11 protein-coding genes are annotated in these 14,273 nt (G+C 71.3%); 3 read left to right on the top strand and 8 right to left on the bottom strand.

All coding sequences use genetic code 11. The features are described 5' to 3' along the window. Positions 1 to 285: 285 nt before the first annotated feature. Entirely contained in the window at positions 286 to 1,701 is a 1,416-nt protein-coding gene (gene fumC / locus FHY02_RS13365) for a class II fumarate hydratase (protein ID WP_260172875.1), read from the bottom strand. A gap of 261 nt (positions 1,702 to 1,962) precedes the next feature. On the opposite strand from fumC, the gene FHY02_RS13360 reads away from it, so the two are divergent. Next, the gene (locus tag FHY02_RS13360) at positions 1,963 to 3,285 is read left to right on the top strand and encodes a dicarboxylate/amino acid:cation symporter (protein WP_183922818.1); all 1,323 of its coding nucleotides are present in this window, start codon (positions 1,963 to 1,965) and stop codon (positions 3,283 to 3,285) included. A gap of 434 nt (positions 3,286 to 3,719) precedes the next feature. Next, positions 3,720 to 4,601: a hypothetical protein gene (locus FHY02_RS13355; RefSeq protein ID WP_183922816.1), complete on the top strand. Its 882-nt coding sequence runs from the start codon at positions 3,720 to 3,722 to the stop codon at positions 4,599 to 4,601. Positions 4,602 to 4,610: 9 nt separating this feature from the next. On the opposite strand, the gene FHY02_RS13350 is transcribed toward FHY02_RS13355, so the two are convergent. The 7 genes from FHY02_RS13350 to FHY02_RS13320 form a co-directional block, all read right to left on the bottom strand. After that, positions 4,611 to 5,690, bottom strand: a complete 1,080-nt coding sequence (locus FHY02_RS13350) for a TrmH family RNA methyltransferase (RefSeq protein WP_183922814.1) — start codon at positions 5,688 to 5,690, stop codon at positions 4,611 to 4,613. A gap of 118 nt (positions 5,691 to 5,808) precedes the next feature. Further along, a complete protein-coding gene (gene nrdR, locus FHY02_RS13345; RefSeq protein ID WP_183922812.1) occupies positions 5,809 to 6,273 on the bottom strand; it encodes a transcriptional regulator NrdR in 465 nt (154 codons plus the stop codon). A gap of 32 nt (positions 6,274 to 6,305) precedes the next feature. Next, the gene (locus FHY02_RS13340; RefSeq protein ID WP_183922810.1) at positions 6,306 to 6,500 is read right to left on the bottom strand and encodes a hypothetical protein; all 195 of its coding nucleotides are present in this window, start codon (positions 6,498 to 6,500) and stop codon (positions 6,306 to 6,308) included. A 12-nt stretch (positions 6,501 to 6,512) separates the two neighbouring features. Further along, entirely contained in the window at positions 6,513 to 7,820 is a 1,308-nt protein-coding gene (gene glyA, locus FHY02_RS13335; RefSeq protein ID WP_183922808.1) for a serine hydroxymethyltransferase, read from the bottom strand. Next, positions 7,817 to 8,251 carry a ribose 5-phosphate isomerase B gene (rpiB, locus tag FHY02_RS13330; RefSeq protein ID WP_183922806.1) on the bottom strand — a complete coding sequence of 145 codons (435 nt, stop codon included), beginning with the start codon at positions 8,249 to 8,251 and terminating at the stop codon, positions 7,817 to 7,819. Before rpiB ends, glyA begins: the two co-directional genes overlap by 4 nt. A gap of 99 nt (positions 8,252 to 8,350) precedes the next feature. Next, positions 8,351 to 10,177 (bottom strand): DUF885 family protein, encoded by a 1,827-nt coding sequence (locus FHY02_RS13325; protein ID WP_183922804.1) that lies wholly within the window; start codon positions 10,175 to 10,177, stop codon positions 8,351 to 8,353. 64 nt (positions 10,178 to 10,241) lie between these two features. Next, positions 10,242 to 12,239, bottom strand: a complete 1,998-nt coding sequence (locus tag FHY02_RS13320; protein ID WP_183922802.1) for a FecR family protein — start codon at positions 12,237 to 12,239, stop codon at positions 10,242 to 10,244. 159 nt (positions 12,240 to 12,398) lie between these two features. Here FHY02_RS13320 and FHY02_RS13315 point away from each other — a divergent pair, with 159 nt between their 5' ends. Then, positions 12,399 to 14,057: a ShlB/FhaC/HecB family hemolysin secretion/activation protein gene (locus tag FHY02_RS13315; RefSeq protein WP_183922800.1), complete on the top strand. Its 1,659-nt coding sequence runs from the start codon at positions 12,399 to 12,401 to the stop codon at positions 14,055 to 14,057. The last annotated feature ends 216 nt before the right edge of the window (positions 14,058 to 14,273 follow it).

Genomic DNA, 14,273 nt, shown 5'->3' with positions numbered 1-14,273 from the left:
AGTATCTAACGTCTAGTTCGATGCGGGCGGCCTCATCGTCGAAAGCGGCGCGCTTCTCTCTCCATCATCCTCGCTTCCCTGCCGCCCTCCTCCAACCGACCGTCATCCCCGCAAAGGCGGGGATCCAGACGCGCGGACTTCTCGATAGAGGCGCGACCTCAGCGTTTATGGATCCCCGCCTTCGCGGGGATGACGGAAAAGTTGGTTCCTTCGGCGCTTAGGAAGTGGTCGAGCACTAGGTCACCACCTGTCCCGTCGTGCCAGGCAAACGCGACCGCAACCTTCTTATTGCTCACCCAGCATCGCCTCGGGCCGCACCACCCGGTCGAACGTCGCTTCGTCCACCAGCCCCAGTTCCAGCCCCGCCTCGCGCAGCGTGAGCCCGCGCTCGTGCGCGTGCTTGGCGATCTTGGCGGCATTGTCGTAACCGATCTCCGGGGCGAGCGCGGTGACGAGCATCAGCGAGCGCTCGACCAGCTCGCCGATCCGCGCCTCGTTGGCGCGTAGCCCGTCGACGCAGCGCAGCGCGAAGCTCTCGCATCCGGTCGCCAGCAGGTCGATCGAGCGCAGCACCGCGGCACCCAGCATCGGCTTGAACACGTTGAGCTCGAGATGCCCCTGCGCGCCGCCGACGGTGACCGCGACGTGATTGCCGATCACCTGCGCCGCCACCATCGTCAGCATCTCGCACTGCGTCGGGTTGACCTTGCCCGGCATGATCGAGCTGCCCGGCTCGTTGGCGGGCAGGTCGAGCTCGCCGAGGCCACTGCGCGGCCCCGAGCCGAGCAGGCGGATGTCGTTGGCGATCTTGGTGCACGCCACCGCCAGCGTGTTGAGCGCGCCGGAGAGGTGGACGAGCGGGTCGTTGCTCGCCAGCGCCTCGAAGAAATTCTCCGCCGGCGCGAACGCCACCCCGGTGATCGCGGCGAGTTCGGCGGCCACGTCGCGCGCGAAGCCCTTGGGCGCGTTGAGCCCGGTGCCGACCGCGGTGCCGCCCTGCGCGAGGCGGTCGGTGCCCTGCTCCACCGCCGGCTCGATCCGCCGCAGGCAGCGGTGCAGCTGGTGCGCGTAGCCCGAGAACTCGTCGCCGAGTGTCAGCGGGGTGGCGTCCTGGAGATGGGTGCGACCGATCTTCACCAGCCCGGCCCATTCGCGCGCGCGCGCGTCGAGCGAGGCGTGCAGCTTCTCCAGCGCGGGGATCAGCCGCTGCCGCACCGCGAGCGAGCAGGCGACGTGGAGCGCGGTGGGGAAGCTGTCGTTCGAGGACTGCCCACGGTTGACGTCGTCATTGGGGTGGACTGGTGACTTGCCGCCGCGCTGTCCGGTGAGGATCTCGTTGGCGCGACCGGCGATCACCTCGTTGACGTTCATGTTGCTCTGCGTGCCGCTGCCGGTCTGCCAAATCACCAGCGGGAACTGGTCGTCGAGCAGCCCCTGCGCGATCTCCTGCGCCGCGGCCTCGATCGCGTCTGCCTTGTCCGCGGCGAGCCCGTGGCGGCGGTTCACCCGCGCCGCCGCCTGCTTCACCAGGGCGAGCGCGCGGACGATCTCGATCGGCATGCGCTCGCGCGCGCCGAACGGGAAGTTCTCCAGGCTGCGCTCGGTCTGCGCGCCCCAGTAAGCGGTGGCGGGCACCTCGATCGCGCCGATCGAGTCGGTCTCGGTGCGCATGGCGGCGGGTTCGTTGCGGGCGTCGGTCATGGCGGCTCAACTCGCCGGCGGCCGCGACGTTGCGCGACACGTCAGCGTCGCCGACCCGCTGCGACGCGCGAACTTCGGCACGGGCGGCCTCGCGCCGCCGCGGGAATCCGCACGCCGGGTCGCCGTAATGTCATCGCCGAGAGCGTGATCCGCCAGCATTTCCGCGACTTTGAGGTCGGGCAGCCGCGACGCTGGCGCGATCCCCCGACGCGATTATCCTAGGATGACGAGACGTCCGACCGCCGGACGCAGGAGAGGCCCATGACCGTCATCCCCGCCGCCGCGCCGCCCGCCGCGCCGCGCCCTTTCTACCAGCATCTCTATGTCCAGGTGTTGATCGCGATCGTCGCGGGCGCGCTGCTCGGCCATTTCCACCCGACGCTCGGCGCCGCGCTCAAGCCGCTCGGCGACGCCTTCATCAAGCTGGTGAAGATGGTGATCGCGCCCGTCATCTTCCTCACCCTGGTGAGCGGCATCGCGGGACTGGGCGAGCTCCGCTCGGCCGGGCGGATCGCGCTCAAGGCGTTCGGTTACTTTCTCTTCTTCTCGACGTTGGCGCTGGTCGTCGGGCTGATCGTCGCGAATGTCGTCCAGCCCGGCGCGGGCATGAACGTCGATCCCGCCACGCTCGATACCGGCGCGGTGAAGGACTATGCCGCCAAGGCGCACGAGACCTCGCTGATCGGCTTCCTGCTCGCGATCATCCCCACCACGCTCGTCTCGGCGCTGGCGCAGGACAATATCCTGCAGGTGCTGCTGGTAGCGATCCTGTTCGGCGTATCGATCAGCCTCGTCGGCGAGCCGGCACGGCCGGTGCTCGACCTGGTCGAGCGGCTCAACCTCGTCGTCTTCAAGGTCGTCGCGATCCTGATGCGCGCGGCGCCGATCGGCGCGTTCGGCGCGATCGCCTTCACCGTCGGCAAATATGGCGCGGGCAGCCTGGTCAATCTCGGCGGGCTGGTGCTGACCTTCTACGCCACCTCGCTGATCTTCGTGCTGGGCGTGCTGGGCGTGGTGGCGCGGCTGCACGGCTTCTCGATCCTGCGGCTGATCGCCTATCTCAAGGGCGAGCTGCTGCTGGTGCTCGGCACCTCCTCGTCCGAGCCGGCGTTGCCGGGGCTGCTCACGAAATTGGAGGCGGCCGGGTGCGATCGCGGCGTGGTCGGGCTGGTGGTGCCGACGGGCTATTCGTTCAACCTTGACGGCACCAACATCTACATGACGCTGGCGGCGCTGTTCATCGCGCAGGCGTGCAACGTCGACCTCACGCTCGGCCAGCAGCTGCTGCTGCTCGCGGTGGCGATGCTCTCGTCCAAGGGCGCGGCCGGGGTGACCGGCGCCGGCTTCATCACGCTGGCGGCGACGCTGTCGATCGTGCCAAGCGTGCCGGTGGCGGGCATGGCGCTGATCCTCGGGGTCGACCGCTTCATGAGCGAGTGCCGCAGCCTGACCAACTTCGTCGGCAACGCGGTGGCCGCGATCGTGGTGGCGCGGTGGGAGAACAAGCTCGACCGCATGCGACTCGACTCGGCGTTGCGCGGGGACGGGGCGCTGTCAGGCACGGCGCCGCTCGCCGCCGAGTGATCGTGTGACCAATGGTTACCAACCACATCATTTGATCTGCATCATAAGCGAAGCAACATATCGTCTCCGATCAGCCAGAGGGCGCAATGTGATTACCGTGCCGGGCAACTGCCGCTAAGCTGAACTCCAGGTGACGAAAAGATCAGCTACCAACCATATTGGGTAAAAGGCACCTGTGCGACAGTCGGACCTTACCGTATAATGTACTCATTCCGCTGAAAAAGGCCTTGCGGGGGTCGGTGGGTTGCGCGGGCTATGCAGGGAGCTCGTGCAACCATTGGAAAACGCCGACACCCGTCTGTCTTTTTCCGGGAATGATTGTCTTGACGGCGATGGTTACTGAAGGTGAAAGGACCAGCACGGTGCCGAATTACGCGACGGCCGCGCGACGTCAGACTGACATGCCCCCGGCTCATGCCAGCGTTCGTCTCTCGATGCCCATTCATCAGAAGGTGCGGCTGATCGCCGAGCTGCATACCGGCATCAATGTCGCCATGCTGCGGCCGCTGCGCGGCAACGTCGATCGTCTGCTCGTCCTGGCGCTGCTCATGCGCACCGCGCTGACCAAGCCCGAGCGCGACGGCGCGATCTCGATCCACTCGGCGGCGCTGTCGCTGGGGCGACCGTTCGAGACGGTGCGCCGCCACATCGCCGCGCTGATCGACTCGGGGCTGTGCCATCGGATCGATGCCGGTGTCACCATGTCGCCGCGCTTCTGGCGGAGCCGCTTCATTAAGGCCAAGCTGCGCTACGCGCACGATTGCTTCGTCCGCTTCGTGGCCGATGCGACGGCCGCGGGCGCGGTCGAGCTGCCGACGATGCGTTCAGTCGGCCATTTCACCGAGATCGACGGGGTGTGCGGGCTGCTCGACCTGGTGCTGGCGCTGGTCGATCAGAACCGCAACCTGTTCCCCGAGGCGGTCGACACCGCGATCTTCTCCGCGATCCTCCACGCCAACACGCAGCGCTTCGCCGCCGAGGGCGGCACGCTGGCGGCGCGCGGCGAGAGCGGCGCGAGCTTCCGCCAGAGCCATGCCGTGCGCGTCGCCGCGATCGCGCGCGCGCTGTCGCTGCCCGACACCACGGTACGCCGCCGCATCGCCGCGATGACGGGCCCGAGCGGGCCGCTCATGCGCACGCGCTCGGGCACCTTGGTCGACCCGGCCTGGCTCGAACGTGCCAGCGCGATGGCATGCGAGGCGCGTCACGGCTCGATGCAGCTGATCCTCAACCGCGTCGCCGCGGCGGGCTTTCCCTTCCACGCGCCCGCCTCGGCCTATCTGGGCGGACGACCGGAGAGCCCGCGGATCGACTGAGCGGCGCGCTCAGCCGCGCGGCGGACGCGGCGCCAGCGCGGAGAGCACGCCGCGCATCGTGCGGACCTCCTGGCTGTTCCAGCCGGGCTTGGTCAGCATCGTCCGCAGCGTGCGCCGCGACGCCGGCGCACGGTCGAGCGGGAAGAAGTAGCCCGCCTCATCGAGCAGCGCGTCGAGCTGCGCGATCATGCCGTCCAGCTCCTGTTGCGGCGCGGGCGGGGCGAGCTCGGTCTCGGGCGGGCTGGCGAGCGCCTGCCCTTTCGACCATTCATAGGCGACCAGGATCACCGCCTGGGCAAGATTGAGGCTGCCGAACCCGGGGTTGATCGGCACGGTGACGATCGTCCGCGCCACCGCGACGTCATCGGTCTCGAGCCCCGATCGTTCGGGGCCGAAGAGGATCGCCGACCGGCCCGCATCGGCGTGGATCGCGCGCGCTGCCACCTCCGGGGTCACGACGGGCTTGGTGACGCCGCGCTTGCGCACCGTGGTGGCATAGACATGGGCGCAGTCGGCGACCGCCTCGGCGACGCTATCATACACGAGCGCGCGCTCGAGCACGACGTCGGCGCCCGACGCGGCGGGGCCGGCTTGCGGATTGGGCCAGCCGTCGCGTGGGGCGACGAGGCGCAGCTCGGTCAGCCCGAAGTTGAGCATCGCGCGCGCGGCCTTGCCGATATTCTCGCCGAGCTGCGGGCGGACGAGGACGATGACGGGGGGCGGGGCGGAGGTCGAAAGCCTGTCCTCCTGGTTCATCGCCTGCTCCTCGTCCGTTCGATCCGAGCCAGCGTCGAGCGAAGTCGAGACGCGTGGTCGAGGACGCGCCGCCTCCGCGATCATTTCCCAGTCGGCGCGGAACAACGCTTCCTTCTTCTTCCGCGACCAGTCCTTTACCTGAAGTTCGCGCTCCAGCGCCTCCGCGCGTGTGGGGAAGTCCTGCGACCACATCAGCTCGACCGGCCGGCGGTCGTGCGTGTAGCCGGGGATCGTGCCCGCCTGATGCTCGGCGACGCGGCGCTCCAGATCCTCGGTATGGCCGGTGTAATAGGTGCGGTCGGCGCAGCGCAGTATGTAGACGTGGAAGCTCATCGCTGGCCTATGTTCTCGACGGACGCATCTCGGCAAGCTCGATGCTGCTCGAACCGAACGGAAAGGGGAAGCGGGCCGAGCAACGATCGCTCTCGGCCGCGGCGGGAGGCTCCCGACCTTACCCCTCGCGCCCCGCCTCCTCGACGCTGCCGGCGAACTCCTCGAAGTCGCGCGCCTCGCTGAAGTCGCGGTAGACACTGGCGAAGCGGATATAGGCGACCGAGTCGAGCCCCTTGAGCCCGTCCATCACCATCTCGCCGATGCGCTTGGCCGAGACCTCGGCGTCGCCGCTGGTCTCGAGCTGGCGCTGGATGCCGCTCACCAGTTTCTCGAGCTGGATCGGCTCGACCGGGCGCTTGCGCGCCGCGATCGCGACCGAGCGGAGCAGCTTCTCGCGGTCGAACGGCTCGCGGCGATGCTCGCTCTTCACCACGGTCAGCTCGCGCAGCTGGATCCGCTCGAAGGTGGTGAAGCGCGCGGCGCAACCCTCGCACTGACGCCGGCGCCGGATCGCCGCCCCGTCGTCGGTGGGGCGGCTGTCCTTCACCTGGCTCGCGTCATGGCCGCAGAACGGGCAGCGCATCTCAGTCCTTCACCCGTCCCGCTAGGCGGCGCTCACAGTCCGCTTTTCTTACCCTTGTGATAGGCATAGGCCGCGCCCGCGATCGCGCCGAACACCGGACCGATGAAGGGCACCGGGATCGCCACCACCGCGCCGAGCGCGCCCCATTTGGCCATGCTCTTGCCCAGCCCGGGCGTGCCCTGCACGTTGCTCTGCACCTCGCGGGCCTTCTCGTCGATCGACGCCATCGGCGAACCTCCTTATTGGTAGATCGGGAAGCGCGCGCACAGCGCACGCACGCGGTCCCGAACGCTCGCCTCGACCTGCGGGTCCCCCGCCTCGCCCTTCTGCGCCAGCCCGTCGAGCACGTCGGCCACCATGTTGCCGATCTCGCGGAACTCGCCCGTGCCGAAGCCGCGCGTGGTGCCCGCGGGCGAGCCGACCCGGATGCCGCTGGTCTTCACCGGGGGCAGCGGATCGTTGGGGATGCCGTTCTTGTTGCAGGTGATGCCCGCGCGCTCCAGCGCCTCGTCGGCGTCGCGGCCGGTGACGCCGAGCGGGGTGAGGTCGACCAGCGCCAGGTGCGTGTCGGTGCCGCCCGAGACCAGGTCGGCGCCGCGCTCCTTCAGCGTCGCCGCGAGCACCTTGGCGTTCTCCACCACCGCGGCGGCATAGCCGCGGAAATCGGGGCGCAGCGCCTCGCCGAACGCCACCGCCTTGGCGGCGATGACGTGCATCAGCGGGCCGCCCTGCAGCCCGGGGAACACCGCCGAGTTGATCTTCTTGGCGATCGCCTCGTCGTCGGTGAGGATCATGCCGCCGCGCGGGCCGCGCAGCGTCTTGTGCGTGGTGGTGGTGACGACGTGCGCGTGGCCGAACGGGGTCGGGTGGACACCGCCCGCGACCAGACCGGCGAAATGCGCCATGTCGACCATGAAGGTCGCGCCGACCTGGTCGGCGATCGCGCGGAAGCGCGCGAAATCGATGTGGCGCGGATAGGCTGAGCCGCCCGCGATGATGACGCGCGGCTTGTGCTCGGCGGCGAGCCGCTCGACCGCGTCATAGTCGATGAGATGCGTCTCGGCGTCGACGCCGTACTGCACCGCGTTGAACCACTTGCCGCTCAGCGCCGCGCGCGCGCCATGGGTGAGGTGGCCGCCGGCGTCGAGGCTGAGCCCCAGGATCGTGTCGCCCGGCTTGGCCAGCGCCAGCATCACCGCGCCGTTGGCCTGCGCGCCGGAGTGCGGCTGGACATTGACGAAGCCGCAGCCGAACAGCTGCTTGGCGCGATCGATCGCGAGCTGCTCGACCTCGTCCGACGGGTGGCAGCCCTGGTAATAGCGCTTGCCGGGATAGCCTTCGGCATATTTGTTGGTGAACACCGAGCCCTGCGCCTCGAGCACCGCGCGGCTGACGATATTCTCGCTCGCGATCAGCTCGATCTGGGTCTGCTCGCGGGTGAGCTCATGCTCCACGCCGGCGAACACCGCCGGATCGGCCTCGGCGAGGCCGCGATCGAAGAAACCGCTCGGCGCCGTGCTGAGCTGGTGGGCGGGGTTGGTGCTCATACGGGCTCCTTGAGCATGTCGACGCGGGCGGCGTGGCGCCCGCCGAGGAAATCGGTCGCGAGAAAGGTGGCGACGCACTGCTTGGCCATGTCGAGGCCGATCAGCCGCGCGCCCAGCGCGATGGCGTTGACGTCGTTGTGGCTGCGCGCGAGCGCGGCGGAGTAAGGCTCCGACACCAGGGCGCAGCGCACCGCCGGGTTGCGGTTCGCCGCGATCATGATGCCGATGCCGGAGCCGCACAGCGCGATGCCCCGCTCGACCCGGCCCGAAGCGAGCGCCTCGGCGAGCACCCGGCCATAGTCGGGATAATCGACGCTGGCGGTGCCGTCGGTGCCGAGGTCGGTGACGGCATGGCCCTGCTCGTTGAGCCAGGCCTTGAGCTCCTGCTTGAGCGCGAAGCCGGCATGGTCGGTGGCGATGGCGACTCGCACGGGATCACTCCTCCGGGCGCGGGCGGACGATCGCCCGCGATCCTCGCCGGGTGCCCCCCGGGCGCGGCGCAGTCAAGCGCGAATGGACCGGCGCGCGGCTTACCCCTTCTTCGCCGCGATATAGCGGTCGACCTGCTCCTCCAGCACGCCGAGCGGCAGCGCTCCCTGGCTCAACACCGCCTCGTGGAAGTCGCGGATGTCGAACCTCGGCCCGAGTTCGCGCTCGGCGCGCGCGCGCAGCTCGGCGATCTTGAGCTGGCCGACCATGTAGCTGGTCGCCTGCCCCGGCCAGTTGAAATAACGGTCGACCTCGCGCGCGATATCGGTGTCCGAGACCGAGCTGTTGGTGCGGAAATAGGCGATCGCCTGATCGCGCGTCCACCGCTTGGCATGGATGCCGGTGTCGAGCACCAGGCGGATCGCGCGCCACACCTGCAGCGACAGCATGCCGAAGCGATCGTATGGCGTCTTGTACACGCCCATCTCGTCCGCCAGCCGCTCCGAATAGAGGCCCCAGCCCTCCATATACGCGCCATAGCCGCCGAACTTGCGGAACTTGGGCAGGTCGGTCAGCTCCTGCTGGCGCGCGATCTGGAAATGGTGCCCGGGCGCGCCCTCGTGCGCGGCGATGCCCGCGACCTGCACCTTCTGCGTCTGGTTCATGTCGACCAGGTTGACGTAATAGATGCCGGGCCGCGTGCCGTCCGCCGAGGGCGGGTTGTAGAAGGCGGTGGAGGCAGTGCCCTCGCGCCACTTCTCCACCGCGCGCACCTCCAGCGGCGCCCTGGGCAGCACGCGGAAATAGCGCGGTGCCGCCGTCATCACGCCGTCGATCACCGCACGCGCGTCGCCGAGATACTGTTCGCGGCCGGCCGCGGTGTTGGGATATTTGAGCGACGGGTCGGTACGGACCTTGTCGAAGAACTGCTCCAGCGTGCCGGTGAAGCCGACCTGGCGCTTGACCGCCTCCATCTCGCCGCGGATCGCCGCCACCTGCTGGAGCCCAAGCTGGTGGATCTGCTCGGCGCTGAGATCGGTGGTGGTCGATTCGCGCAGCCGGTCGGCGTAATAGGCCGCGCCGTCGGGCAGGTGCCAGGCGCCGTAATTGCCCGTCGCCTTGGGTGCGATCTCGTCCAGCGCCGCGATCAGCACGGTATAGCCATGGCGGAACGGGCCCTTGAGCGCGGCGGTGGCGTCGGCGAGCAGCTGCGCCTTGGTCGCGGACGGGGCGTCGAGCGCGGCGACCTTCTTGCGGAAATCGGCCAGCAGCGTCGAGTCGGGGCCGGCGTCGAACGGCGCGCCGGTAACCACCTTGAGCGCGTCGGCGCGGGCCGGGGCGAAATTGACCTGGTTGGGGATGATGCCCTTGGCCGCCTGCGCGCGCATCGTTCCGGCGACCTCGCGCATCACGCGCTCGGTGTCGCGCAACCGGGCGACATAGGCCTGCGCGTCGGCGACGGTGTCGACGCGGTGGTTGTTGATCAGCAGCACCGGGATCGCCCCCGCCGGGCTGCCGTTGGTCGAGACCGGGAAGCGCAGCTGGCGGAAGCGGAACGAGGCGCGGTCGCGCGCTACCTGTTCCTCGAACAGCCGATAGCTGACCCGCGCCGACTCGCCGAGCTGCTCGGGGCGGAAGCGCCGGTGCAGCTCGGCGAGCTGGCGCTCCTCGAGCGCGCGCGCGCGCACCTGCGCGGCGTCGGTATAATCGTCGAGCCGGTCCTCGCCGGTCTTGAGCCCGAGCTGGGTCTGGCCCTCCGGGCTGAGCGCGAGCTGCTCGTCGAACTTCTGATCGAGGAAGGCGAGCAGCGCCCGGTCGGCTGCCTGTGTCGCAGCGGCGGGCGCCGCCGCCGGCGCCGTCTGCGGCACGGGCGCGGCGGCGACCAGCGCGAGGGTCGACGTCAACAACAGCGCGGCGTTCAGGCGCATTCACTCTCTCCCGGTGCGACACGCCCTCATGTCGCGCGCGCCCGGGCGGCGCAACGGTCGCGTGTCAGGGCTTCTTCGGCAGCAGCAGGTCGACCACCTGCTTGAGCGGGTCGAGCGGCCCCGGTAGCGGCTTCTTGGCGGCGTCGTCCGCCGCCTTCTGCGCCGCCTTGGCCGCGTCGTCGGCGGCCTTCTGCGCGTCGCGTGCCGCCTTCTCCTGCTCCCTGGCGGCGTCGGCCGCGGCCTTGGCGGCCTTGTCGGCCGCGTCCTTCGCCGCCTTGTCCGCGTCCTTGGCCGCCTTGTCGGCGTCGCGTGCCGCCTTCTCCGCGTCCTTGGCGGCCTTGTCGGCGGCGGCCTTGGCGGCCTGATCGGCGGCCTTCTGCGCCTGATCGGCGGCCTTGGCGGCATCCTGCGCCGCCTTCTGTGCGGCGAGGTCGGAGAGAGCCTTGGCGGCGTCGCGCGCGGCCTTCTCGATCGCTGCCTGCAGCGCCGCGGCGGCGGCGTTGCCGGCGCCCTTGGCGGCGCTCTCCGCCTGCGCCTGTGCCTGTGCGGCCTGCGCCGCCGCCACGGCGGCGGCGGCCTGCGCCGCCTGCGCCTGGCTCGCCGCCGCCGCCTGGGCCGCGGCGTCGCCCGAGGCCTGTGCCGCGGCCTGCTGCGCCACCATCGCGGCCGCCTGGGTCGCCGCGTCGGCCGCCGCCTGCCGCGCGGCCTCGGCCGCGCGCGCGGTCGCCGCCGCGGTCGCCTCGGCCTGCACCTGCGCCGCCGCGGTCGCGGCCTGCTCGGCCACTGCCTTGGCCTGTGCCTCGGCCATCGCCGCCTGCTCCGCCGCGACCTGCTGCTGCGCGGCCAGTGCCGCCCGCGCCGCCTCCGCACTCGCCTCGGCCTGCGCGGCGGCGGCGGCGCGTGCCGCCGCGGCCTGCTCCTGTTCCACGCCGGCCTGGGCCGCCGCGAGCGCGGAGGACTGCGCCGCGGCCTCGGTCGCACGTGCCTGTGTCGCCGCCTCTACCGCGGCACGCTCGGCGCCGGCCTTGGCCTCAGCCGCAGCGGCACTCTCCGCGGCGCTCTTCGCCGCCGCCGCGCTCGCACTCGCCTGTTCGGCACGCGCGCCGGCAACTTCGGTGGCCATCTCGACCGCCTTGACCGTGGTAGTGGACGCCTCGGTGGCGGTGCGGGTCGCGCTCGCCACCGCCGCCAGCGCCGCGCTGGCGCCGCCCGCCGCGGCGGTGGTGCCCTGGACGAGCCCGCCGGTGGTGTCCGCCAGCGCCACCGGGGCGGCATAGACCGTCTCGCTCACCGCGACGACCGTCGGCGCGTCCGCCGCCGGCGCGACGCTCGCGACGGCCGGCTCCGCCGTGATGGCGGGGGCGGCGGCGGCGAGCGCCGGTGGCGCCGCCTGGTCGACGGGGGCGGCCGCGGGCTCCGACGCCGCGGCGGTCTCGGCCGCGACCGGCAGCGCCGGTACGGGCGCTTCCTTCGGCCGCGCCGGCGACTCGATCACGCGGCGCACGCCGTCGCGCTCGATCGCCATGCGGAAGCGGTCGTCGGCGCCGACCTGCGCCACCGCTCCCGGGGTGAGCAGTTCGTGGGCGCCGCCGTCGCTGGTGGCAACCTCGACCGCGCCCTCGATCACCTGCAGCGCGCTGCCGGTGCCGCCGACGCTGACGCTGAAGGTCGTGCCCTTCACCACCGCGGCGAGGTACGGCGTCTGCACCTCGAAGTGCGGCGTCATCTTCTTCTTGATCATGAAGACGACGTTGCCGAACTCCTCGACGATCCGCGTCATCCCCTTGGCCTCGGTCGCGGCGGGCAGCGTCAGCCGCGAGCCCGGCGCGACCAGCATGAATTCGGTGCCGCGCACCAGCACCGCGCGAGCGCCCTTGGCGGTGGTGACGGTATCGCCGGCGACGATCGCGCTGCCGCGCGTGGCGACCTTCGACACGCCCGCCCGCGTCACCTGCACGTCACCCATCGCCTCGCTGATCCGCCAGCCGGCGGGGCCGGCACTCGCGGGCATCGCGAACCCAGCGGTGGAAGCGGCGAGCAGCGCCAGGATCGGCTTACGCATGTTATTCTCCCTCGGCCCGCCAGGCGCGCCGACTCAGCCGAGTAGAAGGAGAGCGTTGCGAACAACTTAGAGCAAATGGTTAGCGAAATGCCGCGGTCATCGTAACCAAATCGGAACCCGCCCCCGCCTAGGCCGCGCCGCGATAACAGGGGCGTCCGCATGCGAGCTACATCCACGATCCGCCTGGCGCTGCTGGGCAGCGCCGCACTGGCGGGCGCACCCGCCGCGGCGCAGACCGCGCTCGACCGCGCCGATCCGACGATCGCGGCGCGCGCGCTGCCGCGTCCCTCGCTCGAGCAGCCCGAACGCGCGCGCCCGACCGAGGTCGACGCCGCCAGCCGCGCCGCCGCGGGCACGGCGCTGACTCCGCCGGTGCGCGCGGTGCGCGTGCTCGGCGCGGAGAGCGTGCCCGAGTCGGCCTATGCCGCCGCGATGGCGCCGGTGATCGGCCGCACGCTCGACCGCGCTGCGCTGGCGACGCTCGCGGGCCAGGTGGCGGGCGCGGTGCGCGCGCGCGGCTATCCCTTCGCCACCGCCTCGGTCGCGGCGCAGCCGATGACCGACGGCGTGCTCGCGGTGGAGGTCGAGCTCGGCCGCATCGATGCGGTGCGCGTGATCGGCGCGCGCAGTGCCGCCGCCGACACGCTGCTGGTCCACGCGCTCACCGGGCGCGGCGCGGTGACGCAGAAGATGCTGGAGCGCGCGCTGCTGCTGGTCGGCGACGTGCCCGGCGTGCGCGTGACCGACACGCGCTACGTCCGTCAGGACGGTTTCGGCATCCTGCTGGTGACGATCGCGAGCGACCGCGCCAGCGCCTATGCGCAGCTCGACAACCGCGGCAGCGCCGAGGTCGGCCCGGTGCGCTCCACCCTGCTCGCCAGCCTGCGCGGGCTCGCGGGGGACGGCGACGAGCTGTCGCTGATCGTCGCGCAGACGCCGTTCGAGCCGAGCGAGTTCGCCTTCCTGCGCGCGCGCTACGCCGCACCGGTCGACTCGGCCGGTTCGGTACTGGCGGTGGCCGGCTCCGTGGCGCGCTCCAACCCGGGGGCGGCGCTGGCCCCGCTCGACGTGGTCGGGCGCAGCGGCGACCTGTCGGTGAGCTACACACGCGCGCTGGTGCGCACCCGCGCACGCAGCCTGTGGGGCCAGGCCGAGCTGCGCGCGGTGACGGTGACCCAGACGCTCCGGGGCGCGCGGCTGCGCCGCGACCGGCTCGCCACCGCCACCGCCTCGCTCAACGGCCAGGCGGCCGTCGCCGGCGGCACGTTGCGGGGCGAGCTGGCAGGCGTGGTCGGGCTGCCGCTCGCCGGGGTGAGCCATGCCGGCGACGCGCTGCTGTCGCGCGCCGACGGCGACGCGCGCTTCGTGCTGGCGACCTGGCAGATGGACTACACGCGCCGGCTCGGCGGGCCGTTCAGCGCGGTGCTGGCAGGCGCGGCGCAGCTCGCCTCGCGCCCGCTGCTCGCCACCGCCGAGATCGGGCTGGGCGGCCCCGGCTTCGCGCGCGGCTATGACTATGCCGAGCGCACCGGCGACCAGGGCGCGATGGCCTCGGCCGAGCTCCGCGCCGACGCCGGGCGCGTGCTGCCCGGCGTGATCGACCGCGCGCAGGGCTATGCCTTCGTCGACGGCGGGCATGTCAGCAACCTGCGCGACGGGTTCGGCGGCGGGACGCTGGCGTCGACTGGGCTGGGCGTGCGCGCTGGGGCGGGTCGGCTCGACGGCATGGTCGAGGTCGCCTTCCCGCTCAACGCCGATCGGTTCGACACCGGCAACCGCCGGCCGCGTATCTCGCTGCGGCTGTCGCGGGTGTTCTGATGCGGGGCGGGGTGGGACGCGAGAAGCATCTGAAGGCTCGTGGGGTGATGGACCATCTCCTTGCCCCAGCTACCACCCCGACGGACGCCGGGGTCCAGTTGGGTGACGTCGCTTGCACGTCACGGCGGTTCGCCCAACTGGACCGCGGCGTTCGCCGGGGTGGTGCGTGGCGGAGGGGGGACCGCTTAGATCAAGTTGCCCTTCTCGCGGGCGGGG

It is taken from the genome of Sphingomonas sp. BK069, assembly GCF_014193405.1.
Lineage (GTDB): Bacteria > Pseudomonadota > Alphaproteobacteria > Sphingomonadales > Sphingomonadaceae > Sphingomonas.
This window is presented reverse-complemented; position numbering and strand designations above follow the sequence as displayed.